The 25,624-nt window shown below is 34.6% G+C and carries 25 protein-coding genes and 1 riboswitch; of the genes, 15 read left to right on the top strand and 10 right to left on the bottom strand.

Going from position 1 to position 25,624, the window contains the following annotated elements; translation table 11 throughout:
- Window positions 1-490 precede the first annotated feature (490 nt).
- Window positions 491-1,243, bottom strand: coding sequence for an SDR family NAD(P)-dependent oxidoreductase (locus J7E44_RS18045; protein WP_214831957.1), 753 nt, complete (start codon window positions 1,241-1,243; stop codon window positions 491-493).
- A gap of 196 nt (window positions 1,244-1,439) precedes the next feature.
- Window positions 1,440-1,991 (bottom strand): Crp/Fnr family transcriptional regulator, encoded by a 552-nt coding sequence (locus J7E44_RS18050; RefSeq protein ID WP_251040621.1) that lies wholly within the window; start codon window positions 1,989-1,991, stop codon window positions 1,440-1,442.
- Window positions 1,992-2,368: 377 nt separating this feature from the next.
- Between J7E44_RS18050 and J7E44_RS18055 the strand changes: the two genes are divergently transcribed.
- From J7E44_RS18055 to J7E44_RS18075, 5 genes are all read left to right on the top strand, one after another.
- The gene (locus J7E44_RS18055) at window positions 2,369-2,953 is read left to right on the top strand and encodes a Crp/Fnr family transcriptional regulator (RefSeq protein ID WP_214831961.1); all 585 of its coding nucleotides are present in this window, start codon (window positions 2,369-2,371) and stop codon (window positions 2,951-2,953) included.
- Between the two features lie 438 nt (window positions 2,954-3,391).
- Window positions 3,392-4,150: an SDR family NAD(P)-dependent oxidoreductase gene (locus J7E44_RS18060; RefSeq protein ID WP_214831964.1), complete on the top strand. Its 759-nt coding sequence runs from the start codon at window positions 3,392-3,394 to the stop codon at window positions 4,148-4,150.
- A 289-nt stretch (window positions 4,151-4,439) separates the two neighbouring features.
- Window positions 4,440-4,844: a membrane lipoprotein lipid attachment site-containing protein gene (locus J7E44_RS18065; protein WP_214831972.1), complete on the top strand. Its 405-nt coding sequence runs from the start codon at window positions 4,440-4,442 to the stop codon at window positions 4,842-4,844.
- Between the two features lie 558 nt (window positions 4,845-5,402).
- On the top strand, window positions 5,403-6,416 hold the full coding sequence (gene lpxD, locus J7E44_RS18070) for a UDP-3-O-(3-hydroxymyristoyl)glucosamine N-acyltransferase (RefSeq protein ID WP_214831982.1): 1,014 nt from the start codon (window positions 5,403-5,405) through the stop codon (window positions 6,414-6,416).
- A gap of 21 nt (window positions 6,417-6,437) precedes the next feature.
- Window positions 6,438-6,836 carry a hypothetical protein gene (locus J7E44_RS18075; RefSeq protein ID WP_214831984.1) on the top strand — a complete coding sequence of 133 codons (399 nt, stop codon included), beginning with the start codon at window positions 6,438-6,440 and terminating at the stop codon, window positions 6,834-6,836.
- A gap of 33 nt (window positions 6,837-6,869) precedes the next feature.
- On the opposite strand, the gene J7E44_RS18080 is transcribed toward J7E44_RS18075, so the two are convergent.
- From J7E44_RS18080 to J7E44_RS18090, 3 genes are all read right to left on the bottom strand, one after another.
- Entirely contained in the window at window positions 6,870-7,451 is a 582-nt protein-coding gene (locus J7E44_RS18080; protein ID WP_214831986.1) for a Crp/Fnr family transcriptional regulator, read from the bottom strand.
- A gap of 2 nt (window positions 7,452-7,453) precedes the next feature.
- On the bottom strand, window positions 7,454-8,482 hold the full coding sequence (locus J7E44_RS18085; protein ID WP_214831988.1) for an SDR family oxidoreductase: 1,029 nt from the start codon (window positions 8,480-8,482) through the stop codon (window positions 7,454-7,456).
- Between the two features lie 432 nt (window positions 8,483-8,914).
- Window positions 8,915-10,417 (bottom strand): serine hydrolase domain-containing protein, encoded by a 1,503-nt coding sequence (locus J7E44_RS18090; protein WP_214831990.1) that lies wholly within the window; start codon window positions 10,415-10,417, stop codon window positions 8,915-8,917.
- A 279-nt stretch (window positions 10,418-10,696) separates the two neighbouring features.
- On the opposite strand from J7E44_RS18090, the gene J7E44_RS18095 reads away from it, so the two are divergent.
- The 3 genes from J7E44_RS18095 (at window position 10,697) to J7E44_RS18105 (ending at window position 12,435) form a co-directional block, all read left to right on the top strand.
- Window positions 10,697-11,293 carry a hypothetical protein gene (locus J7E44_RS18095; RefSeq protein WP_214831992.1) on the top strand — a complete coding sequence of 199 codons (597 nt, stop codon included), beginning with the start codon at window positions 10,697-10,699 and terminating at the stop codon, window positions 11,291-11,293.
- Between the two features lie 97 nt (window positions 11,294-11,390).
- Window positions 11,391-11,966 carry a Crp/Fnr family transcriptional regulator gene (locus J7E44_RS18100; RefSeq protein WP_214831994.1) on the top strand — a complete coding sequence of 192 codons (576 nt, stop codon included), beginning with the start codon at window positions 11,391-11,393 and terminating at the stop codon, window positions 11,964-11,966.
- A gap of 70 nt (window positions 11,967-12,036) precedes the next feature.
- Entirely contained in the window at window positions 12,037-12,435 is a 399-nt protein-coding gene (locus tag J7E44_RS18105) for a DUF4267 domain-containing protein (RefSeq protein WP_214831996.1), read from the top strand.
- Window positions 12,436-12,807: 372 nt separating this feature from the next.
- On the opposite strand, the gene J7E44_RS18110 is transcribed toward J7E44_RS18105, so the two are convergent.
- The 4 genes from J7E44_RS18110 to J7E44_RS18125 all read right to left on the bottom strand — a co-directional run bounded on the left by J7E44_RS18110 (window position 12,808) and on the right by J7E44_RS18125 (window position 18,654).
- A complete protein-coding gene (locus J7E44_RS18110; RefSeq protein WP_214832008.1) occupies window positions 12,808-14,259 on the bottom strand; it encodes a bifunctional 2-methylcitrate dehydratase/aconitate hydratase in 1,452 nt (483 codons plus the stop codon).
- A gap of 45 nt (window positions 14,260-14,304) precedes the next feature.
- The gene (prpC, locus tag J7E44_RS18115) at window positions 14,305-15,450 is read right to left on the bottom strand and encodes a bifunctional 2-methylcitrate synthase/citrate synthase (RefSeq protein WP_214832014.1); all 1,146 of its coding nucleotides are present in this window, start codon (window positions 15,448-15,450) and stop codon (window positions 14,305-14,307) included.
- Window positions 15,443-16,351 carry a methylisocitrate lyase gene (gene prpB, locus J7E44_RS18120; RefSeq protein ID WP_214832015.1) on the bottom strand — a complete coding sequence of 303 codons (909 nt, stop codon included), beginning with the start codon at window positions 16,349-16,351 and terminating at the stop codon, window positions 15,443-15,445. Before prpB ends, prpC begins: the two co-directional genes overlap by 8 nt.
- Before the next feature lie 363 nt (window positions 16,352-16,714).
- Window positions 16,715-16,908, bottom strand: a riboswitch (cobalamin riboswitch).
- Between the two features lie 330 nt (window positions 16,909-17,238).
- The gene (locus tag J7E44_RS18125; protein ID WP_214832016.1) at window positions 17,239-18,654 is read right to left on the bottom strand and encodes an aminotransferase-like domain-containing protein; all 1,416 of its coding nucleotides are present in this window, start codon (window positions 18,652-18,654) and stop codon (window positions 17,239-17,241) included.
- A gap of 135 nt (window positions 18,655-18,789) precedes the next feature.
- Between J7E44_RS18125 and J7E44_RS18130 the strand changes: the two genes are divergently transcribed.
- Window positions 18,790-19,308 carry a hypothetical protein gene (locus tag J7E44_RS18130; protein ID WP_214832017.1) on the top strand — a complete coding sequence of 173 codons (519 nt, stop codon included), beginning with the start codon at window positions 18,790-18,792 and terminating at the stop codon, window positions 19,306-19,308.
- Between the two features lie 202 nt (window positions 19,309-19,510).
- On the top strand, window positions 19,511-21,022 hold the full coding sequence (locus J7E44_RS18135) for an acyl-CoA dehydrogenase family protein (RefSeq protein ID WP_214832019.1): 1,512 nt from the start codon (window positions 19,511-19,513) through the stop codon (window positions 21,020-21,022).
- An 82-nt stretch (window positions 21,023-21,104) separates the two neighbouring features.
- Here the strand turns inward: J7E44_RS18135 and J7E44_RS18140 are convergent, their stop codons facing one another.
- Window positions 21,105-21,893: a beta-1,6-N-acetylglucosaminyltransferase gene (locus J7E44_RS18140; protein WP_214832022.1), complete on the bottom strand. Its 789-nt coding sequence runs from the start codon at window positions 21,891-21,893 to the stop codon at window positions 21,105-21,107.
- Window positions 21,894-22,482: 589 nt separating this feature from the next.
- Between J7E44_RS18140 and J7E44_RS18145 the strand changes: the two genes are divergently transcribed.
- From J7E44_RS18145 to J7E44_RS18165, 5 genes are all read left to right on the top strand, one after another.
- Window positions 22,483-23,229 (top strand): DEAD/DEAH box helicase, encoded by a 747-nt coding sequence (locus tag J7E44_RS18145; protein ID WP_214832024.1) that lies wholly within the window; start codon window positions 22,483-22,485, stop codon window positions 23,227-23,229.
- A gap of 12 nt (window positions 23,230-23,241) precedes the next feature.
- The gene (locus tag J7E44_RS18150) at window positions 23,242-23,670 is read left to right on the top strand and encodes a cold shock domain-containing protein (protein ID WP_214832026.1); all 429 of its coding nucleotides are present in this window, start codon (window positions 23,242-23,244) and stop codon (window positions 23,668-23,670) included.
- Window positions 23,671-23,705: 35 nt separating this feature from the next.
- A complete protein-coding gene (locus J7E44_RS18155; RefSeq protein ID WP_214832027.1) occupies window positions 23,706-23,900 on the top strand; it encodes a cold-shock protein in 195 nt (64 codons plus the stop codon).
- 372 nt (window positions 23,901-24,272) lie between these two features.
- Window positions 24,273-24,422, top strand: a complete 150-nt coding sequence (locus J7E44_RS18160) for a hypothetical protein (RefSeq protein ID WP_214832029.1) — start codon at window positions 24,273-24,275, stop codon at window positions 24,420-24,422.
- Entirely contained in the window at window positions 24,419-25,549 is a 1,131-nt protein-coding gene (locus J7E44_RS18165) for an MBL fold metallo-hydrolase (RefSeq protein ID WP_214832031.1), read from the top strand. Before J7E44_RS18160 ends, J7E44_RS18165 begins: the two co-directional genes overlap by 4 nt.
- Window positions 25,550-25,624 lie beyond the last annotated feature (75 nt).

A 25,624-nucleotide genomic window follows, 5' to 3' on the forward strand; every position in this document is an offset into this window, starting at 1 on the left:
AACTGTAAAACAGAACCAACGATAAACAGCACAAAAATAACCACAAGTGTTTTAGCGATTAATGGGTCTTTCGGACCATTTGCCAAAGTATACCCGACGGAATACGAGTTAAAGTTTCATTAACGATAGGAAAAGGCTAAAGGAAAGAAATTCTCGATAAAACGAGATCGGTTGCTTCCCTGTTTTTTGGCGTGAAGAAAATACGAGACCAAAATCAAAACTACAATCAGTAATTCTAAAATATGTCCCGGATTACGGGTGAGCAGATTTCTGTTTCAGGCGGGATGTATGGTTTTTAAAACATACTTTTAATCAGGAACATTCAATAAATGTAAAAAGCACAGATATTAAATCATTTGTGCTTTTTGATTTTTGAAAAAGATTTAATTTTATCTAAAAAATGCCAAATAATTTCATCGTTATTCGGCATTTTTGATATTAGAAGATTACTTAGTTTCAATCATAATCTTGTAATAAGGATTAAGACAAATTATTTTACCAGATAAGCCATTCCTCCATCAACAAGCAGTTCAGTACCAAGCATAAAAGAAGAATCGTCGGATGCCAAAAATACTGCAGCACTTCCGATATCAGAAGGTTGCCCTATCCTGCCCGCCGGAACGGCTTCAGCAAACTGTTGTTTCACGGCATTGATCTTTTCGGCAGGAATAAACTTTTCAAATGCCGGAGTATCCGTTGTACCAGGTGTTATCACATTCGCTCTTATTTTTCTGTCTAAAAGATCCATAGAAAATCCTTTCGCCAAATAAATTACAGCAGATTTTGCAGCGCCATAAAGTGTGAAAGAAGCATAAGCGCGGTGTGCAGCATTGGATCCGATAAGAATAACAGAACTACCATCATTAAGATGAGGTAAAGCTTTTTGAACTGTGAAATAAACTGCTTTCAGGTTCAAATTCATTAATCTGTCATAATCTTCTTCAGTTGTAGTTGCAACCGTTCCTACGCTTCCGGCACCAGCATTGGCGACCAAAATATCAATCTTGCCAAATTTATCTGCTGTTGTTTTAAACGCTCTTTCAAGATCTTCAGCTTTTGTTACATCGGCATTGATTGCTATAAAACCATTCCCGAGAAGCGCTAAAGCTTTGTCTAAAGTTTCCTGATTTCTACCAACAATTGCGCCTGTTGCGCCTTCATTTTTTAATGCTTCTGCAATACCAAGACCGATACCGCTGTTACCACCGGTAATAACTGCAACTTTGTTTTTTAATTTACTCATAATTGTACATTTTATAAATTCAGATATTTTGTTCTGAATTATAAGTACAAAGATATTTCCGCAGCACAAATGCATTCTTGACCTGAATCATTAAATACACTTGATCTAAATCAAGTCATAGATTTGAAGTTTCTGGAAGTATTTTTTTGAAATTAGAAGCAGGAAAATAAAAGAGAGAAAATATTTGTATAAATTTCTATTTTGAATTTATTTTTTTTCGTAATCTGCTCAGTGTTTCAGGAGACAAACCTAAATAGGACGCAATCATATTTTGAGGAAACCGTTGTAAAAAATGAGGATAATAATTGACAAAATCAGAAAAACGTTCTTCTGCTGTATAACGGATAACAGCTTGCATCCTGTTTTGATTCGCAATTGCATTGTTCTGCTTGATGACCTCCATCATTGCCGAAAATGCCGGGATAGGTTTAAAAAATTCTTCAACCTGCGCATTGGTCACCTGCAACACTTCTAAATCCTCTATTGCCTGTATGTTGTACTGACTTGGCGTCAGATGATAAAAACTTTCAAAATCAGCCAGCCACCAGTTTTCGACACTTAGTTTAAGAATATTTTCATTTCCTTCTTCATCCACAGAAAATGTTCTGGCAGATCCTTTTACGATAAATCCTGTATATTTGCAGACATCTCCTTCCTGCAGAAAATATTGTTTTTTCCAGAACCTTCGTGGTTTCATATGAGCTTCGATCACTAATTTTTCACCCTCAGAAAGTATTTCTCCAGACATTTTTTTAATGTAGTCATAAAAAGCTTCGAAATTGGACATTTACAAGTAGCTATTAGTTTGCAATATACTAAGACGTCTATTTAAAACAAAATCATTTCTTAAATATCCGAGCTTTAGAATTAAAAATCTCTAAACAGGATTATTTATTTGTGAAATTGTAGCAATTCTTTCTAAATCTTCAATTAAAAATTTCGATATTTCTTCGGTTATGGGTACAAAAGAAAAATGGCACTAACTAAAAACAGTTAGTGCCATTTTATTTAACACACTTTGATAATCAAACAAATTACAAAAGGCAGTACCCTAATATATGTTTTCTGCATTATAGAGATATGTTTTAAATTGAGTAAATTGCAAACCATTAAGATACTTTTATAATGTCCAATTTTGAAACGTTTTTTGATTACATTCAAGAAATATCAGGAAAATTGCTATCAGAAGATGATAAGCAATTATTGACAGTACATTTCAAACCCAAAAAACTTCGAAAACGACAATATTTTTTACAGGAAGGAGACGTTTGCAAATATATTGGATTTATTGTAAAGGGCTCCGCCAGAACCTTTACAGTAGATGAGAAAGGACATGAAAATATACTAAAATTGTCTATAGAAAATTGGTGGCTGACAGATTTTGAAAGCTTTTACCTTCTAACACCAAGCCGCTTTAATATTGAAGCGTTGGAGGAACTTGAGATCCTACAATCAACAAACGCGGAAATTGAAGAATTTCTCAAGCATATCCCTGCTTTTTCTGCGATGTCGAACGTGATTAGCCAAAACAATACTATTGCAGCTCAGAAAAGAATGCTGGCTATTAACTATTCAGCTGAAGAGCGCTATGAGGAATTCGTCAAAAATTATCCTTATTTTCTTCAGCGGTTTCCGCAAAACATGATCGCTTCTTATCTTGGATTAACATCTGAAACTCTGAGCAGGATAAAGAAAAACGCTTTAAAATAGATCCTTTAACTATCTTAGGATTCGCTATCATTTTACGCCTGTTAGATTGAATCACCTAAGGATCTTCTACCCACCTGACATAAACATCCTATAAATCAATGCCCGGATTTGTATAATTTGTAAATTACCTCCGCCAGATACCCCAATTTGGATTATGCAATTTTGTCCCTTCCCCCAATGAAAAAGTACTTAATGATGCAATTTATGCCTTTGTGATCCTTTAGCATTCTCTTTTTTTCATTTTCACATTTTCCATAAGTCGCTTTTTTACAACCTTTTAACATATCTATTTGATTTAAATCATCACTTTGAATTGATATTTGTCACTTGTAATCAATGATCCATCTCAACGTGCAGCTCGTTATGATGCAGCAACTTTGCATATACTTCAGAAGGAAAAAAACCTGAAGAATTTCAATGCAATTAATAATAGAAATCATGAGTAAATTAGAAAACAAGGTAGCGATAGTTACCGGTGCTTCCAAAGGAATTGGTGCAGCTATTGCCAAACATTTTGCAGCAGCAGGTGCAAAGGTTGTTGTAAATTATGCCTCCAGCAAAGAAGGAGCAGACAAAGTCGTTAAAGCAATAACAAATAATGGTGGAATAGCCATTGCAGTACAAGCAGATGTATCGAACGAAGCAGATGTGATCAGGTTGTTTAAAGAAACCGAGAATGCTTTCGGCACCCTGGATATTTTAGTCAATAATGCGGTATCTCAGGGATATGCACCTATTGAAGAAATTTCGGTAAAGGATTTCCACCAAAGTTTCAACGTCAATGTGTTAGGAACTGTATTGACTATCCAGGCAGCTCTGAAACTTTTTGGAGATAAAGGCGGAAACATCATCAATATTAGTTCGGGTGCAAGTAAATACCCACTTCCAAATGCATCATTATACTCTTCAACCAAGGCCGCAATAGATGCGTTCACCATTGCATTATCTAAAGAACTGGGTGGAAAAAATATCCGTATCAATTCTATTTTGCCCGGCGCTACGGAAACAGAAGGTGCAACCAGTGCAGGCGTTACCGCCGGCAGTGAGTATGAAAAAATGTTTATCGAAAAAACACCACTTGGCCGCAGAGGACAGCCCGCAGATATTGCAAAAGCTGCGGTATTCCTGGCTTCAGATGATGCAGCCTGGATTACGGGTGAGCAAATTTCCGTTTCGGGTGGTATGTATGGTTTTTAAAATCGCAACTCCAAAAATGAAAGTTAATAAGACTTATCATTGATTAACAGTGTTTTTTTTCAAACTACATTTTCGGTTATGGTACTCAACCGGAAAAGCGATGCTTTTCCGGCTTTATTTTTTAGTAACCGATTGTTAATTTAGAGAATATACGTCCGAAAAACATTGCTTCTGGTGATTCGTTATACCACTCAATTTTTGCAGATCCGAGATGTAAAGAATATTCTTTATAATTTTGACCACATTCGTTTAATGATTAACTTCACATTTCACCGAATTAATCTCTCACATGAAAAAAATAATACTATTTCTTTTAATGACTTTTGTTTTGACAGCCTGTGGAAACGATTGTTATAATGCTCCTCTGCCTATCATTTTTGAATTCGTTGATGTTGATAATGTAAACCTGATTACCAACGGAACTCTTAATAACTTTTCAGTCAAAGACGAAAATCAAGTTGTGATACAGGCTTCCAAAACAGATGATGACAAGATTATTTTAGAGAATGTAGGTGAATATAATGGCACAAAAAATTACACATTCTATTCTTCAGTCAAAACTTTTAATTTTTCAATACAGTCGTCCGAATTCAAAGGAGGCTGTGATGGGTTCCAAATAAACAAACTGACATTTACGGGAGTAGGTTTTGATGTTAAAGAAGAAAAAGGATACTATAAAATTATACTGCAATAATATAAATAGTTTTACAACTTGTATTTCCTTCGGAAAAATGACCCAATTATCAAACTGTCAATATGATGACTTGCAATACTGAACTTGTAATAATTGATAAGTGCTTTTTATTACTTTTTTCAACTTCAATTTTTGAGATATTTGCTTTAAGTGAGCTCTCTTAGTTTATTCGGGAATGTATAAGATTTTCATAATTCTTTTCCATAGTATATCAGTTCACAAAATACAGCCGTAAAAACCTATCAATCAGTTTTTCAGGATTATTTTTTATCCCTAAAGTGACTCTCACACCAGTACAGAAGGGAAGATTCCCATCATCTCCAATTAACAAAAAATGAAAAATTCATCATAAATTTTATCAAAATAATTTATATTGACGACTGGTTATTAAAAACTTAACAATAAAAATACTTATTTATTAAAATAATTTTCTTTTTTTTGCGTTTTACTAATATATGCCCATAAACCAACAATTAAATGTCATTACTTTCCTTTTTAGTTTATGGTAATCCCCTCACTAACATTTGATTACTGCAAAAACAGCAAAAACAACTACTTATGAAATCATTTTCAGCATTAGAAATTAATACGTTATTAAAAGGTTACATAGTAGGCGGTACGTCGCATTCTGTTTCCTCTCCTGAGCAAATAGAACTCGCCGGAAATCATCAAATTACTTTTATAGGTAGTAAAAAATACGAAAAACTTTGGGCATGCAGTAAAGCATCGGTAGCTGTTGTAAATAATGATATATCTATTGAGCCCGGTGAAAACAGAGCATTTATAAAGGTTAATAATGCTGACCTTGCCATGTCGCAGATACTGGAATTGTTTGCACCCCTTCATCCACAATTCGATACAGATATTCATACTACAGCTTCGGTACACCCTTCTGCTATTATTGGTGTAGGTGTACGTATTGGTGCAGGTACATATATTGGCCCTAATGTAGAATTGGGTGACAATGTAACCATTTACCCAAATGCTACGATTTTAGATAAAAGCACTATTGGTAAAAACAGTACTATATGGAGCGGTGTTGTTATTAGAGAAAACTGTCATATTGGTAAAAACACAATAATTCATCCCAATGCAACTATTGGTGCAGATGGTTTTGGGTTTAGACCATGCCCTGAAAGGGGATTGGCAAAAGTCCCACAAATTGGTAATGTTATCATTGGGGATTGGGTAGAAATTGGTGCCGGTACGTGTGTTGACCGTGGTAAATTTAGCTCTACCATTATTGGCGATGGATGTAAGATCGATAATCTTGTGCAAATCGGTCACAACAGTATACTGGGTAAGTTTTGTATTATGGCTGGTAACAGTGGACTTGCAGGGAGTGTTACTCTGGGTAATGGTGTTATTATTGGTGGAAGCGCCTCTATTAAAGACCATACTACTATTGGCGATGGCGCCACTATAGGTGCGGGGTCTGGTGTTGTAGGCGATGTACCTGCTGGTAAAACCTATCTTGGTTATCCTGCTGCCGAAGCACGCACTACTCTAAAACAATGGGCTTTTCTTAAAAGACTTACGGCTGGAAAAAAAGAAATCAGCGAACTAACGTAAGACAATTATCAGTGTTTTAAAATGAAATTATTAGTATTTATTTTATCTTCAATTCTCCTATTAAATTCATGCCTGGGTGATTATGATGCTCCTCCTCCTGAAATCAAAAAATCTATAAAATATTTTGTATACAAATCACTAACCAGAAAAAATAATATCGTAACATTTACTGTGATACATGAAGGCACCTGCACTGCAAAGTCATATTATGAAATCACTCAGCCTAGTGATGCCACTTTTGTATCCTACTCTACCTGTGATCATTACACTACACAAAAAGGAACATTTGGTAATGGAAGTATGATATTCAATGGGGTTATTTATAATGCTTCAATTAAAGGAGATGAATTAACCGTTTCACAATTCAATACAGTAATGGGTGATACCTATGAGGAAATCACAATTGCAAAAAGGCAGTAGCCGAAAATGATAACAAGCTATACATATAATAAGTCACTTGCTTTTTTTCGAAATTATATTTCTAATCCTACTTAAAGACTGTGGTGTTATTTTTAAATAAGAAGCAATATATTGTTGTGGTACTTGTAATGCTAAAATTGGATAACGGCTGATAAATTCAAGATATTTCGTTTTAGCATCACCATAATTTAAAAAATCATTATCTTTTAATTTGTTTAAAAGTTGCGCTTCGGTTATACTTTTCAGGTAAATATAAAAGTTGGGAAGATCTTCACTCAGTTTTTCAATAACCGATTTTTGGATCGAATAAATTGTTGAGTCTGTAACCGCCTGAAAAGCATCCTTGCTTGGTAATGATGCATAATAACTCTCCAGATCAACAAAGAATTGACTCTCACGAACAAAGTATTTTGTAACCTCTGTATCATTTTTATCAATAGAATAACCCCTTATTATACCATTTTCTACAAACCCAATTTTATTTGAAACTCCATCAATCTGTTGAAAATGCTCATTAGCTTTGAGTTCATTTTTTTTGAATAACAATGAGACATGATCTATGCTCTCTTGTGATAAAATACCTCCAAAACTTAAAGATGATCTTAACTTTTCCATTTTTATTTTATAATTCCCAATTCACTGATACTTTTTGCACAGGATAAAACAGCTTCTTCTAAAGATAATGGTTTCCACTGTAGTTCATTTATTGCTTTTGAAGTATCTATTTTCCTTTTTATTCTCAAATCTATTAAAATTGGCTTTAAAGCGGTATCAAAATTAGAAAGTAATTTTACAAATATATCTGGAAGCTCTTTAGATGGTATTTTCCTGTCTGGATTATGTAATTTTAGTATTGCTGCAATATCTTTAAAAGTTAAATATCCTGATGAAGCTATATATCTCTGATTCTTTGCCTGTGGCAATTCCATAGCCCTTATTAATAAGTCTGCAACAGAACGAACATCAACGATATCAAATCCTATTTTAGGTAATGCTGGTGTGCTTCCATCCATTAATTTGATCACTATATTTGCAGAAGTACCGAAATCATCTTCTAATACAGGTCCTAATATAGCTCCTGGTAAAACAGTAGTTAATTCTAAACCAGATCTATCTTTTTGAATAAATTTCCATGCTGACTTTTCTGCAATTGTCTTACTTCTGATATAAGGTGTTGTATCTTTTTTATTATTTTCATCGGTCCAGTTGTTTTCATTTAATGTTGAAGCAAGTTCATTTTTTGTTTTGCCATACATTACTGATGCTAGGGACGAAGTTATCACCACACGCTTTACACCATTTGCTGATGCCGCTTTTAGTATATTTAAAGTACCTGATTTTGCAGGTTCTATGAGTTCTTCTTCTTTTTTAGGTAAAACACGAGGAAATGGTGATGCAATATGTTGAATAAAATCAATATTTTCTGTCAATTGAAACCAAACATCTGTCGATTTCAAATCTGCTTCAACAAAAGAAATATTTTGAGCATTTGAGGTATGTTTTTCAATGATTGCTTTAATGGCACCTGCCCTCTCGAGGTTTCGTAATGTCCCGATAACTGTATATCCTTTTTCCAAAAGCTGGATTGCTGTGTGTAGACCTAAAAAGCCAGACACCCCTGTTAATAAAACTCTTTTATTGTTCATGATCTTTTTTTTAATGTTTAATGTTTTAATGAAAAACTCTAATCATTATCATTAGAAATACAGTAATAATAATTTCAAAAAAGAGTAAAATAGCAATCTCTTTTTTGATATTTTAATTGAATACAAAATAATTTTTAAATCATTTGTTTCCCAGTTTCGTGTATATAAAATTTCCGTACTGTTATTTTTTAAAATTATTATAACAAAAGTTCTATTTCGAGAACAGGTACTCCGTTTTACAATTGTAAAGTTACTGGTTGTCATTGAGTTGACAATTACCATTTGTTAAAAAATACTGTCATTACCTTTTTTCGATTAAGTCATTACTTAGTATAATCTCCCAAAAAAACCTCTGAAAAATTCAAAGGTTTTATTTTTTCACCATTTTTAAAAACACTTTCGTATCGTTTTAAGATATTATTCTTTACACTATCAAATTTCACCCAATCCCTTCAAAACTTTTTTCCCATTTTCATTTTTAGGATTGAGTTCTATTGATTTTTTGTACATTTTTATCGCCTCATCCTTTTCGTTATTTAGTAATAAAGTTTCTCCATAACTATCAAATGCATTCCAACTTTCCGGGAATATTTGAGTCGTGGTTTTAAAAACATGAAGTGCTGAAGCTAATTTTTTCTGTCGGGCAAGTTCATAACCCATTCGAATCAATTCTCTTTCGGTGACCCTATATTTTTGAGGGTTTTTATTGTATTTGTTCAACAGTTGATTGGCTTCTTTTACTCCTTTATCTACAAGTGTACTTCCGTATATCCTTGAAAAAGCCTGTCGAACCGGATCATATTGTTTCTGATTCAATAATGCTATCATGGCATTTGATGCAGAAAAAACAGCATTGCTTCCATTATTTTCCAGTAGAATAACGGACTGTTTTTGAGAAATATTTCTCACTAATATACTTGTAAGACCCGTTATAGACCCATCATGAAAAACAATTTTTCCATTACTTTCATCCAAATATATCTCCCATCCCAATCCATATCCTACTTCTTTTTCATCAAGTTTATATACTGCTGTTTTTCCATCATTAAGTTTTACCCGGGTAAATGCTTCATTGAGTTCCTCTTGTCCCAGCAACACACCACTGTAAAGACTCTGGTCAAAAAGATAAAGATCTTCCGCTGTGCTTACTATTCCTCCATTCCCATAAAAATTGCTATGCTCACTTATTTTGAAATTTTCCTGCATGCTGTGAACATTCTCAAGCTTTGTTGTATAAAGATTTCTAAAACTATAACGCTCAACCTCTCCTTCCTGTAAAACACCTCTATCAAAGGGCTGTATACTGTTTTTCATCCCAGCTGGTTTAAAGATATTTTCCTGTAAATATTTGGAATATGGTATTCCTGAAACTTTCTCAACAATCAGTGCCGCAATGCAGAAATTCACGTTGTTATATTCCCATTTTTCTCCGGGAGCAAAGCTAAGTGGAACTTTATACTGAATCAATGTCGGAATAATATCACTATTGGTTATAATCTTATCAGGATTCTGTTCCATTACAGAATCAAAGAGGTGATAATAATCTACCAAACCTGAAGTATTACTGAGCAGATGCTTTATAGTAACCTCTTTATATGGAAAATCGGCAAGATATTTCTGGACAGGATCACTAAGTTTAAGCTTTCCTTTTTGTTTAAGCTGCAATATAGCCGTTGATGTAAAGGTTTTAGAAATAGAAGCTATTGGAAATTTAGAATCTGATGAAAGAGGTAGTTGCGTTGTTAAGTTAGCAAAACCCAGCGACTGCCGATAAACAATACCGTTTTTATCAGCAATTAATACATTGCCATTAAACTGTTGGTCAGCGTGTAATTCTTTAAAAAATGTGACAACATCCTTTCTTTGACCAGAGATAAAAGAAAATATAAATAATGGTACCAAGCAAAAAATGTAAGTAGAGACTGTTCTTCTCATAAAATGTTCTTTTGGAAATAGTTTAATAGTATATCGTAGTGCTAACTTAAGCGTTCATTAATAGAACAACTCAACATTCAATAACATAACCTCATTAACAAAATTTAATAAAAATAAATAAATTTTAAATAGCTAAAATCAAGCTCATTGCATCAATAAATATATTTCCAATCGCCTTTCTACATTATATTAGCACTGATTTTAAACAATAATATGTACCTTTATAGTGAATTATTTATAAACAAAACCAATCTCAGATTGAGAAATCTAAACAGCACAATGAAGACTATTTTCACGATCCTTTTAGCCTCTGTATTAGCAGTCTCATGCAGCGGAAATGATGACACTTCCGAAAATCCACAGCCAGCAGAAAAGAATGTACACAATTTCGAGTATAAAAATTATCATTTGAAAAATATTGTCCTTTACAAAGGACCCATCGCTCATGAATCTGATCCCGGGGAGTCATATCTAAACAATTACTGGAATTCTTATAAGGAGCCGATTTGGAAAAAGATCAGTGTAGATACAAAAAGCAATTTGATAAAATTGCTTTCCGGGACATCTGCAGATGTATCGTATCCGATTAAAGTTTCAAAAGATTCTTTGTTTATCATTAACAATAATGAACTGAATTATATAGGAACTTTCAATAAAAAAGAGTCATCTTTTACTCTAAAAAGAACTTTTCAATATGTAAAAAAAGTTCCCAGGAATAATTCTACTCCTTTATTTGTTTCTCGTAATAGTACTTTTGGAATTTCTCATTACACCACCATATTCGGAAATAGTTCATTTACTACACCATCTGAAATGACCGAACCAGGTGATGAAGTTTTATGGAGTAATATTGAATATGATTACAAGGCACTCTAAAAAGTAAAAAGTGAAAAGGTAAAATACAAAAGGAGTAATCTCCTTCCTTTTTTAGTAAAAGCAGTACCTTAGAAGCTGTAATTAACTTGCTTTTAAAATGAATAACACACTACTTCTAGCCATACAAAGTACAATAAAAATAAGTTCGGATGAAGAAGAAATAATTCAAGACTTATTCAAATTAAAAGAATATAAAAAAGGAGATTTCTTTCTTAAAGAAGGCGAAGTTTGTAAGTATGTGGGCTTTATCAAAAATGGTATTGTACGTTATTACATCAATGATGATGGAGAGGAAAAAACCTATGGCTTTTCAAAAGAAAATGAGTTTACCTGTAATTATGAAAGTTTTGTCCCACAAACCCCATCAAATCAGATTATTCAGGCTTTAGAAGATACTGAAATCTGGACAATTTCTTATGAAAATCTGCAGAAATTTTATGAAGAAATAGAGCTCGGGGAAAGATTTGGAAGGATTGTTATTGAGCAGGTTTTCATTCAAACATTAAAAGATAGAAACTCATTCTATACTGATTCTCCAAAATCCCGTTATGAGAAGTTTCTTAAAGAACACTCTGATTTGCAACAACGGTTATCTCAATATTACATTGCTTCTTATGTAGGTGTAAAGCCACAATCTCTAAGCCGGATCAGAAAAAGAATATCCCTTTTTTGATTTATTAACCCAGGTGCATTAATATTTATCAAGAGTTGAAGAATTTTGTATCAACAAAAACAAAATTCTTATGAAACGTTTACAACAACAAACAGCATTTTGGCTTAGCCTTCTTTCAGGGATTGGCCTTCTTTACATCGGCATCCGTTTTTTTATTAACCCGATAGGTGCAGAAATCGATTATGGCATTCATACCGTAACCAATGGAGATTTTTCTTTTCAGTATATTAAAGGTGTGCGGGATTTTTTCTTTGGATTAATTATTATCATTCTTTTATGGAAGAAACAATTATTTGCCCTTGGCTTAATTCTCATTTTGGGAACAATAATTCCTGCAATGGATTTTTGTGTGGTATTATCTCATCCCGACTTTAAAACAGGCCATTTAATTTCACATCTAATCGCCGTTATCATTTGTCTGTCCTGTGGATTCTATTATTTAAAAAACCATAAAATTTTAATATCATGATTTTATTCAATAGTATTCTGATTTTACACTTGGCGGCTTTCCTGCTTTTTCTTCTTCAATTAGCTGTGTTATTCCCGCAACAAAAAAAAGAATTACACAAAAAGACAAACCTGGCTGGAGTCTTAAACACCTATGTTACAGCCTCTATCGCTTCATCAATTTCTGATAAGCATGTTAAAGGTACTTCAGCAGTACTTCTCGTGTAGTTAGATTTTCAACAGGTAAGTGTTCGATAGCTTTACTTTCTATAAAAGCTCCATCGATTAATATTTTCACTTTTCTGATATACTATTTTAGTGAATTGAGAGGTAGAAATTGAAAGTTGAGAACTGGATTCCATTTTTCAACTTTCAATTTTCAACTTTGCATTAATTAAATAACCAATAGATCTACAAACTCATTAACATTGAGACTGATTAGTTTATCGTATTCTAAAGAGTTTTCTAACACTTGTCTTTGTTGTTTCTCAGGGAAAATACGAGCCAGATTAACTTTATATTTTTTAATCAACTCAGGAATACCCTCATCTCTCCTTCTTTTATGTCCGATAGGATATTCTACCACTATTTCATCCAAAACAGTTCCGTCATTTAATTCAACTGTTAATGCATTAGCAATAGAACGTTTTTCAGGATCATGATAATCCTGAGTAAATTGAACTTCTTCAACACATTCTATTTTATCACGGAGTATATCAATTCTAGGGTCTGAAGCAATGTTATCTTCATAATCTGCTGCAGTCAGCCTTCCATAAATAAGTGGCACTGCTACCATATACTGAATCGCATGATCACGGTCTGCAGGATTGTTTAATGGTCCTTTTTTATCAATAATCCGGATCGCAGCTTCATGCGTACGAATGGTAATTTTTTTGATATCGTCTGTAGTTTTACCCAAATTTTTTAATTTATGATGCAAGGTCATAGCGGCCTCTACTGCAGTCTGTGAATGGAATTCTGCTGGAAAAGAAATCTTGAATAATACGTTTTCCATCACATAAGAACTGTATTCACGCTGAAATTTAAATTCATTTCCTTTAAATGAAACATCATAGAATCCCCATGTTTTAGCAGTAAGCACTGAAGGATATCCCATTTCTCCTGTTTTAGCAATTAATGCTAAACGTACCGCTCTTGAAGTAGCATCTCCTGCAGCCCATGATTTACGGCTTCCGGTATTTGGAGCATGACGGTAGGTTCTTAGAGACTGTCCATCTACAAAGGCAAGAGAGATAGCATTGATCAACTCATCACGGCTTAGTCCAATTAATTTCCCTACAACGGCAGTAGACGCAAGCTTTACTAATAGTACATGATCAAGACCTACTCTGTTAAATGAATTTTCAAGAGCTATAACACCCTGAATTTCATGAGCCATAATCATTGCCTCTAACACTTGTTTCATTTTCAAAGGTGCTTTTCCTTCCGCAATATTGGTCCTTGATAACCAGTCTGCAGTTGCTAAAATACCGCCTAAGTTATCTGAAGGATGCCCCCATTCTGCGGCTAACCAGGTATCATTAAAATCCAGCCAACGAATAATGGCCCCAATATTAAAAGCAGCCTGAACCGGATCTAACTGAAATTGAGTTCCCGGCACCTTAGCGCCATTCGGAACAACAGTTCCTTTTACGATTGGTCCCAACAATTTGGTACAGGCAGGATAGGTTAAAGCTTCCAGCCCACATCCAATAGTATCTAAAAGGCAGTAATGAGCCGTTTTCCAGGCTAAATCATTTTTAATTTCGTAGTTCAATACGTAATCTGCAATATCGGTTAATACACGATCCGGTTGTGGTCTTTCATTTGAAATGTGTGATGACATCTTTATTATTTTGATTTTAATTATTATTTATTTGAATTGAATTTATTATCTGCTTCCAATAGGAACGAAATCTTTGTTTTCAGGCCCTGTATAATTGGCACTTGGACGAATAATTTTTCCATCCTGTCTCTGCTCGATGATATGAGCACTCCATCCTGTTACCCTCGAAACGACAAATAATGGAGTGAACATTAAGGTGGGAACTCCCATTAAATGGTAAGATACCGCTGAAAACCAATCCAGATTAGGGAACATTTTCTTTTCGTCCCACATGATTTTTTCCAATCTTTCTGCAATATTATAAAGCAACATATCTCCAGCTTCTTCGGAAAGTTCTTTAGCTACTTTTTTTATCACTACATTTCTTGGATCTGATATGGTGTATACCGGATGTCCGAATCCAATAATTACTTCCTTGTTGGCAATCCGTTTTTTAATATCTTCTTCCGCTTCATCAGGAGAATTATAACGGCTTTGGATCTCAAAAGCAACTTCATTAGCACCGCCATGCTTAGGGCCTCTTAATGCTCCGATTGCTCCTGTTATACAGGAATAGAAATCCGAAGATGTACCAGCAATAACACGAGCAGTAAAAGTAGAAGCATTAAATTCATGCTCGGCATAGAGATTAAGGGATATTTCCATTGCTTTTACCCAGGAATCAGGAGCCTTTTTACCATGCAACAAGTGCAGGAAATGTCCACCAATAGTATCATCATCAGTTTCTACATCAATCTCTTTCCCATTATGAGTATAGTGATACCAATATAAAAGCCCGGAACTGAATGATGCCAATAATTTGTCAGCAATATCTCTTGCTCCTGCTACATTATGATCATCTTTTTCAGGCTGAATGCTTCCAATCGCTGAAACCATTGAACGCATGACATCCATCGGGTGTGCAGCTGCCGGAATACTTTTTAAGATATTTCTTACAGAGTGAGGCAGTCCTCTCAATGATTTTAATTTGGCTTTATAGTTTTTTAATTGAGCTGCTGTTGGTAATTGTCCATAAATAAGAAGGTAAGCTACCTCTTCAAATTGTGCTTTTTCCGCAAGATCCAAAATATCATAACCTCTGTAATGGAGATCATTTCCGCTTTTACCAACACTGCAGAGAGCAGTATTACCAGCTGTTACACCCGAAAGCGCTACGCTTTTTTTGGGCTTAAAAATAGGTTCATTATTCATTGATATTTTTGTTCTTTTGAAATAGGTTATTTAATTTTTGTTCATAGTCGTGATAGCCGATACTTTTGTAAAGCTCGTCGCGGGTTTGCATAGTATCAAGTACATTAACCTGAGTGCCATCCTTTCGGATATGTTCATAAACATTCTGAGCAGCTTTATTCGCTGCACGGAAGGCCGAAAGTGGATATAAAATCAAACCTACTCCAGCACTTTTAAGTTCATCAACAGTGTACATTCTGATCATTCCAAATTCGGTGATATTGGCTAATACGGGAATACCTGTTGCATCGACAAATTTTTGGTAATAGCTTAAATCAGGAACAGCTTCCGCAAATATAAAATCTGCCCCGGCTTCTTTGTAAGCGACTGCTCTTTCCAATGTTCTTTCTAATCCTTCATTCGCAAAAGCATCTGTTCTTGCTCCGATAACGAAATTTTCATCTGTCCTTGCATCAACCGCAGCTTTTAAGCGGTCTACCATTTCATCTTTACTCACTACTTCTTTACCTGGACGGTGTCCACAACGTTTTGCCCCTACCTGATCTTCAATATGTAAAGCTCCAGCTCCAGCTTTAATTAAGGATTTTACAGTTCTTGCCACATTAAATGCTGAAGGACCAAAGCCCGTATCCACGTCCACCAATAATGGCAGATCACATACATTGGTTATCCGTTGAATATCGATTAATACATCTTCAAGGGTTGTTATTCCCAGATCGGGAACTCCCAAAGAACCTGCAGCAACCCCTCCTCCTGAAAGATAAATGGCATTGAAACCTGCCTGCTGTGCCAACAATGCGTGATTAGCATTGATCGCTCCTACAATCTGAAGAGGACTTTCTTTTTGTATCGCCTCCCGAAACCGTAATCCGGCAGACTCTAAACTAACATGTTTACTCATCTTTAATATTATTGTTCGTTTTAATGTATTTAACTCACATACCATCAACAATTTAAAAAATTATCTTTTTTAAATTCTGTTAAATTAATCAAACGACCTATAAACCTTAGCGAACGGCTGAATGGGTATACAATCATCTTTTTAATGTTTATAAATCATTATAAAAAGAGGGTGATAAACTTCACAATACTTTGTAAGAGAGAAAATTATGGAAAGGGGTGATACGCCAGAGTTATAGGTACAGCATAACTTTAAAAGCTAATACTACAAACTATCTTTAAATTATGATAATGTACCCGGAAAAAGTTGTGCACGATTATCAAAACGTATCATACCTGACTATAAGCTTCAGATCGCGAAAGCATCGTCAATTCGAAATAGGCAGGTCTCCTGACTTGTAACGATTTTTATCGTCCTTCCCATTCACAAGAGCAAACAGTGGACCTTGATTGATAAAAACCTTTTGAGTGTTACTTACAGTTGCGCGACAGTTCGTGATTTACACACGATTCCCTTTTAATTCACAGCTAAGTGTAACCAGTTTCGGTTGATAAAGAAGTTTAAATGAACTCCTTGGTGGTAAATATAACTATTTTATTGAAACGCTAATATATTAATTCACGAACAAGCGTTAGGATTTTACAACAGCCTGTAAATATGACAATTAAAAGTAATTCAAAATTTTAAAAAAATAACTAAATGACAAAAATCATATAAAAATAAATTGTCGAAAAGGAATGCTAAGGACGTTTTTTAGAAAAAACATATGCTATAAATATCAAAAAAGATCTCATGTGAATTGAGAGAAAACTAAAATTCATAATCACCTCTTCCTGTTTCATTTTGAAAAAAGTCAGGTTAAAAGTATACTATATTGCAAAAAACAGCTATAAAAGCTCTTTAACTTTCTCGCCTGCATTTTTCAAAGATATTAAACTGTGAGAAGTAATACGGTCAGCAAAAACAATCCGAAAATGATGACTAAACTGATCTGTCAAACTAAAGATTTCTCCTGGGGTAAATAAAATCCTCTGGTCATCGCAATACCTGTAAAACATCTTCATATCAACTGCTTTTGATAAGCTTCCCCAAATGCTGTATCCCCCTTGCGGATCCTCAAAATATGAACCCTCTGGAAAAGAAGTACGTAACGCCTCTAAAACATCTCTAGCCTGATCATACAATTGTTTACGAAACGAACGTAAATGCTTACTATAGCTGTGATCTTCAAGTAATTTAAGCAATAACTCCTGATATATTGGAGCTACCGATCTTCCCAGAGAAAACCTCAGCCTCTCTGCCTTTGCATGGTACCTCCCTGAATGTAACCAACCGAGACGAATACCCGGTGCCAATGTTTTAGAAAAAGAAGAAAAGGTCATCACCCAGCCATATTCATCAAAATTGCGTATGCTGGAAGGACGTTCATCACCAAAATAAAGATCTCCATACAGATCATTTTCAATGATCGGAAACTGATGATCCATGGCAATGGATAACAGCTCCTTTTTGGTATTATCAGTCATTAACCTCCCTGTTGGATTATGGAAATTTGGGGTAACAACAAGTGCTTTGATATCATTGGCAGCAGAAACCTTTTTCAAATGTTCTGTGTCAAATCCGTCTTCACCATGAATAGGGATTTCCAGGACTTTAAGCTTAAGATTAGTGATCACCTCCAGAACAGAAAAAACACATGGGCTTTCAACAGCAATAAGATCACCCGCATTGGTAACACTTGCCAAAGCAATATACAGTGCCTGCAATGCACCATCTGTGATGATCAATTCTTCAGGATTGAATCTACATCCATATTGTAAGGCTCTGTCAGCTATCTGGCTCCTCAATTCTGGTAGACCATTGGATGGATAATAGCGAAGAAGAGAAGCTCCTTTTTCACGAATGACTTCCTGCATCTTTCTTAAAATAAGCTTTTGTGGTATCAACAGATCGGTTGGGGTTGCTGCATTAAAAGAGCTATATTCAGAAGGTTTATTTCTGACAGAGGTCAACGCAATATTTTTATTGAAAGCCCCATTTTTCGCGACAGCATATGGTTCTAATAAAGGCTCAGAAATGCTTTGATGCACATCCGAAGCGACATAATACCCGGAACGAGGAACGTTTTTAACCAATCCTTTAATAACCAGAAGATCATAACCGCTTTGAATGGAGCTTATACTTAAATGATAGTCCGCCTTAATTTCCCTGACCGAAGGTAATCGGGTTCCCGGTTTTAATATTCCTTTTTTTATTTTGTTTTCAATGATAGAAGTAAAAATCTCATATCTGTACGTCTGCATAAGGATTCATCTTTTTCAGGACAAATGTACAAATGTACTGGCATAAAATAATAAACTGTACCGACTCAATTGTCGCGAACTGTACCCACATTTTAGTTTAATAATCCTGTAGCTTTGAATAAAAAAAGAATCTAAATGGAGATCATTTCAAAATTCACAGTAGGATCAGATCAGGGGATCGACAATCTCTTTGCCGTTATGAGACCTTATATCAGAAATGCCTATCACGAAAATATTTCACCGGAAAAAATAGAAGAATACCTTAGCGAACATGTTGAGTATAGAAAAATGATCAATATTTTAAACGATCTGTCAACTCAGCTTATCATGGTATTTGCGGACAATGAACCCGTTGGCTACTGCCTTTTTAAAAGTGGCTCCACTTATTCCGGCTCTTCTGAAGGAAAAAGAATGACGGAGATTATAGATTTTGCCATACTTCCGGAATATGATCAACCCGAGGTAAGACAGTCATTGTGGAGCAAAAGCAGATCAGCTATTACATTTACCGATAGTATATGGATCAGTATTGCTGAAAATAGCCCTATTATTTCATTTTTAAAGGATCATGGATTTATTTTTAAAGAAAATATCATTTTAAAAGCATTTTCCCTTCCTGGCCATATTTACGAATTGGATATAAAGAAAACTTAAAGCAGTCTCAGGGCAGTGTGATGAACTTCGTTAAAAAAAGAATAATTCACACCCAGTTTAAATAGAACCATTTAATTAATTGTACCTTACATAAATATACGTGGAGCTGCCGATATTTTGATTTTTAAGTTCTGTTGCCATTCGCTTCGCTTTATGATATTGTTGTATAGATGGCGTGCAGCATTTAAACTTCAATACTACTATGAATGGATTCGCTTTTGATAAACCCCAAAAAACATACCCGGAATTTCTTGACCATTTCAAAACTTCATTAAATACACTTTTTCAGGAAGAAAATATAGATCAGCTTAGCCTTTCGCGGGGTCTACCTCCTAATGTATGGAAGGAGATCATGAATTTAAAACCACTCTCTGTTGCAATTCCGGAAGAATTTGGAGGACGGGGATTACACGTAAAAGAATGTCTGGGAGTCCTATCGGCTGCATCTTATGAATCACTCTCTCTGTCCTTAACATTTGGAATCAACATCGCCCTTTTTCTTGAGCCTCTGGCAAAATATGGCAGTGAATCCGCAAAAGGCCCTGTTTTCAACGATTTTTTAAATCATAAGGCGATGGGAGGATTAATGATCACAGAGCCTGATTATGGAAGTGATGCACTCAATATGAGGACACAGAATGAGCTGATAGGAGATTATTATCATGTAAAAGGAACAAAACATTGGCAGGGATTAACAGGAATGGCGGATTACTGGCTGATTACTTCACGAAATTTAAATGCTGAAGGAAAATTGTCAAGAGATGTTGATTTCTTTATTGCAGACACTCATCAAAAAGATCAGAATATTCAGGTTCTTGAATATTATGACAATGCTGGATTATACATGATTCCTTATGGCCTTAATAAGATTGATATTAAAGTCCCGGAACATTATAAGCTTATTCCGGAATCTACGGGCTTAAAAATAATGTTAGATACTTTGCACCGCAGTCGGTTTCAGTTTCCAGGAATGGGAATGGGTTTTCTGAAAAGAATGCTGGATGAGGCTACCCAACACTGCAAAGATAGGATTGTAGGAACTTCTAACCTTTTTTGTCTGGATCAGGTTCAGTATCAGCTGTCAAAAATGCAGTCATTTTTTACCCTTTGCTCTGCAATGTGTGCAAAAAGCTGTAAAATAAGTGGCATTGATAATGATGTTTCCGGAAGTGGTATTCATGCCAACAGTATGAAAGCTCTGGTCACTGATATGATGCAGGAATCCGCTCAAATATATGTTCAGCTTTCCGGAGCAAAAGGATACAGAACTTCCCATATTGGAGGTCGAGGAATTATGGACAGTCGTCCTTTTCAGATCTTTGAGGGTTCCAATGAAATGCTATACACTCAGATATCAGAAGGAATTCTGAAAGACATGAAGAAAAAGAAAACGGAACATTTCGGAGATTATCTGGCTGTAAATGAGTTAACACAAAATGCTTCTAAATTATACAGCAAAGAGTTGAATTTCAAGATCGATGCAGTAATATCACAGAGAAAAATGATCGATTTAGGAAAAGTAATTGCGCGAATTATTACTGTAAATGATTTATTAGAATTAAATAATTCAGGATTTAATCAAGACCTTACAGATCATACCATTCAGATGATAAGACATGAAATTGTAAGTATTCTCGCTTCCATGCACCACCATAAAAACCTTAACGCATTGGATGATATCCATGAAAAAAGCAGTTGGATGGCTTTTTCATAATATGTTTTTACGATAATTTAATAATCCCTGTAAATAATGTGCAGGGATCCAGAGTATTTGATGCTTTGTTAATGCATTAGATTCAGTTATTTTGCCAACCACCAGCTCTGAGTTCCCTTTCGATCTCATTAACATCAGGTAATGGAATATGATAACTTTCATGAATGTACTGGATAATACTCTCATCCGTGGCGTCATCTATTTTCCTTATAAAAAGTTGATTGTTTGATTTTAAATACTCAATAAATTCTTCCGGACTTTCGGTTGTACAAAATTTCTTTCCAATTACAGCCCTCTTATCATCATTTACGATAATATCATGAAAAGAAGTATTCATTAGAACAGTTTGAAAAAAAGAATCTCCTGGTAAAAGAGTGTTTAGATAATAATCTTCAAAATCCATTACTTTCTTATTATTACTTAAAAAAGCGCAAGTGTCTCTGGTAAGAATGACCCACTTGCCCCCAATATAAGGAACAACTCCTTTCATAAATTCTCTTTTATAGATTAAAGAAGATATCTTGTGCGCCAGTTCTGTGAAATGATTTTGTATCCTCTGCAGGGTATCCGGTCTGTAAAATTTTTGATCATAATAGAATAAATAGTTTTTACCTTTACGGATACTGAGAAACTGACGAATGATATGTTGTGATTTTAAAGGATAATCTTCACCACTTAAATTAATGAAATAATCCCAATCCTTACTTACATTCAACAAAAACTCCATTGCATCCAGCTCAGCCTGGTGAAACAAGTTAACAAATCTTTCCGGTTTATCATGAACCATAATAAAGTAAGCAATCTTCACTGATTCCGGAGAAAGACTTCTGAAAGATTGTTCTTGGGGCTGGTTGATGGGATATGGTCGCATGGTTAGAAGATTAAAATCATCTGCACCTGCAAACAACTTAGATTACATATAAAGTTACAAACAATTTTTTGAAAATCAATCATTTAAAACATAGTTTATTCCATATTTTTTTGTATATTTGCATATAATAAATAAACAGGCCTCTGCCTTTGCTTTCTGTTACAGTTTAGAATACTTATTTTTTTCTTTCAGTTTTTGCTTTTTCAGCTGCCAAAAATTAACCCTTATTTATTTCATGAATGAATATTTATATCGGCAACTTTAAAACTCAAACAATAGAAAAACAATTTGAACATCCTTTTACTCCTTTAGGAGATTTACTCTCAGTAGAAATTACAAAAGAAGACCATTCCGCAGGCTCAAGGGTTTACGGGCGTATAGAAGTGCTCAACTAACACGAGGCATGACACGCTATTGCAAACTCAGCAACGATCTTTATATATTCAGATTATTGGTGAACAAAGCAAAATAAAATAATGGAAAGACGAAGAATTAATTCTTTATTTTAACCATATACCAATAGTAAAATAAATATTTCAATTTCTGATAAAGAATTGATAAAAGGTCGAAGATTCGGCAACCCTTATAGATGAATTTCAAGAATTTAAATTTAATAAATCCCATTATCCGCGCTGCAACAGAAGCAGGATATTCAAAACCTACAGAAATACAGAGTGGTGCTATTCCACAAATTCTGATTGGTAGAGATATTCTTGGTTATGCTCCGAAGGGAACGGGAAAAACGGCTGCATTTGCAATGCCGGTTATTCAATTACTGAAAAAAAGTTCTCCTGAACATAAAGAAGTACGAACTCTTATATTAACACCTACTCAGGAACTGGGTATTCAGATTGAAGAAAACTTCAGAGTGTACAGCAAATACCTTCCATTGTCCCAACTTACTATTCATGATGGAACTTCACAAGGAAATCAACTTGCCGCTTTAAGGATAAGAGTGGACGTTCTTATAACAACACCTGCTGCACTACTCGATCTAATTAACCAAAGACATATTAATCTTTCCAAGATCGAAATTTTGGTTTTGGATGAAGCTGACAGAATGCTTGATATGGGTTTTATAAATGATGTGAAAAAAGTTCTTAAACTTATTCCTCAAAAAAGACAGACCTTACTTTTTTCTTCAACAATATCAGAAAATATTCGGAAATTTGCTGACATGCTCTTAAACAATCCTATAGAAATTAAGGCAAGTCCTATTTCTTCTACAGCGAAAATTGTTGATCAATCAGTATTTCTTGTTGAAAAAAAAGAAAAAACGGATAGGCTATATAATGCCTGCAGTCCGAAAAAATATTTCAATACAATAACTAAATAATAAAATTAATTTATGGCAGATTCTTTCTCTAAAAAAGAAAATTTCAAGAAAAAAATTCAAAAACAAAAAGAAAAGGCTTTACGTCGTGAAGACCGTAAAACTAATAACAATAAGGGAAAAGGACTTGATGAGATGTTAACATATGTTGACTCATATGGAAGACTTACCTCTACTCCACCTGAAGAAACACATGAAATCAATCTTGATGATATCCAGTTAGGAGCTGCACCTATTCCCGAAGAAGAAATCCGTAAGACAGGAATTATCACTTTTTTCAGTGATAAGGGTTATGGTTTTATTACTGAAGATAAAAGTAAGGAAAATGTATTTTTCCACACCAACAACTGCACGGAACTAGTAAAGAAAGGAAATAAAGTATCATTTGAAAAAGAGAGATCTCCGAAAGGATTTTCTGCTATTGATATTCAATTGGTCAAATAAATAATAATAACAACAACAATTTTAATACAATTACAATGCAAGAAGGCACAGTAAAATTTTTTAACGAAACAAAAGGTTTCGGATTTATTTCTCCATCAAACGGAGGAGAGGATATTTTTGTACACGCTTCAGGATTAAGCACTAGAATCATTCGTGAGAATGATAAAGTGACTTTTGAAGTACAAAAAGGTGAAAAAGGATTAAACGCAGTAAACGTAAAACTTGCATAGTTTTCCAGATATTTCAATAAGATAATATCAAATCACTCATAAGCCCCATTTTTGGGGCTTTTTTATGTATATATGCGATCTCTTAGATTAGGAAAAGGATTTTTCAACAAAGTTAGTCTGAACCTTTCAACAAAATAGAATATTAAGATTTTGGCAGAAATTTGTATCAGAAAGCTAAAGCAATTGTTCCTTTACCGGGAGTCAATAGAAAGACCAGTAATGCAAAAACTAAAACGGATTTGGGTTGGTAATGAAGATGCTATTCTGGCCACTGTAAAAAGCTTAGTTCAATACAATTCACTACAACAACTTGACCAAGATCTTTCATTTCTTGATTGAATATTGTAACTTGGAAATTATAAAAACACCCATATGAATAGCATTATTGCCAGAGCAAAAAGCATGGTAAACAAAGATCTTTTGCCAGAATGTCCACAGAATAACAAAGCCATCAAAGGCAATAAAGATCCCATGGTTGAGAACATTTCTGAAATAAAAAATATTAACACTTTATTAAAATGAAGAAAGTGATTAAAATATTTAAGAGAATATTTGTTGTATTAGTAGTTATCCTGGTGGTTCTTAGTGTAACCATCTTTTTCTATATGAGGCGAGCGGAATTTGGATCTTTACCTGAAGGAAAACGTTTGGAGCTCGTGAAATCTTCACCCCATTATAAAAATGGCCGATTCAGGAATCTGGTGGAGAGACCTACAATTACTAAAGGATACAACATGATGGGCGTATTGTATAAAACACTGTTTACAGAATTCCCCAATAGATATCCTATTGATTCCCTTCCTTCTGTGAAAACGGATTTAAAAACAATTGATCCTCAAAAAAATGTGTTAGTATGGTTTGGACACTCTTCGTTTTTCCTTCAACTGGATGGCATAAAGATTCTTGCAGATCCTGTATTCAGTGGAAAAGCTTCCCCTTTACCGGGCGGTGTAAAAGCCTATAAAGGAAGTGACATTTACACAGTGAATGATTTACCAGACATCGATTATTTACTTTTATCCCATGATCACTATGATCATCTGGATTTTGAAACTATAAAAGCACTACAAAACAAAGTAAAATTCGTCGTTTGCGGACTTGGAAATGGGGCTCATTTTGAGCGTTGGGGCTATACACCAAAGCAGATCATTGAGAAAGACTGGTATGAATCCGTTGATGTAAAACCCGGATTTAAAATACTGATAGAATCTACCCACCATGATTCCGGTCGCGGTTTTACAAGCGGACAGGCTTTGTGGCTATCGTATTTCATTCAGACACCCTCAACGAATATTTATTACAGCGGTGATGGCGGACGTGATAACCGCTTTAAAACAATCGGTTCAAAATATGGAAAAATAGATTGGGCAATTATGGAATGTGGCCAATATAACAAAGCCTGGCAGTCGGTACATGAACTCCCTGAAGAAGTTGCTCTGGCTACAAAAGAGCTTAAAGCACAAAACCTATTACCTGTACATAATTCTAAATTCACTCTGGCAAATCATCCCTGGAAAGAACCTTTGGAAAAAATCTCTGCCCTGTCTAAAAATCAACCCTATCGTTTAGCAACCCCTATGATCGGTGAGTTGGTAGAATTAGATAATCCTCAACAACCATTTAAGGAATGGTGGAAAAATGTCCGTTAATCTACTTATTTTCCTTTGAATGATCTAAATTAGTATATCTTAGAAATTGACAGAAATAAAATCGTGTTAGATAGG

It is taken from the genome of Chryseobacterium sp. ISL-6 (assembly GCF_018613715.1).
GTDB lineage: Bacteria > Bacteroidota > Bacteroidia > Flavobacteriales > Weeksellaceae > Chryseobacterium > Chryseobacterium paludis.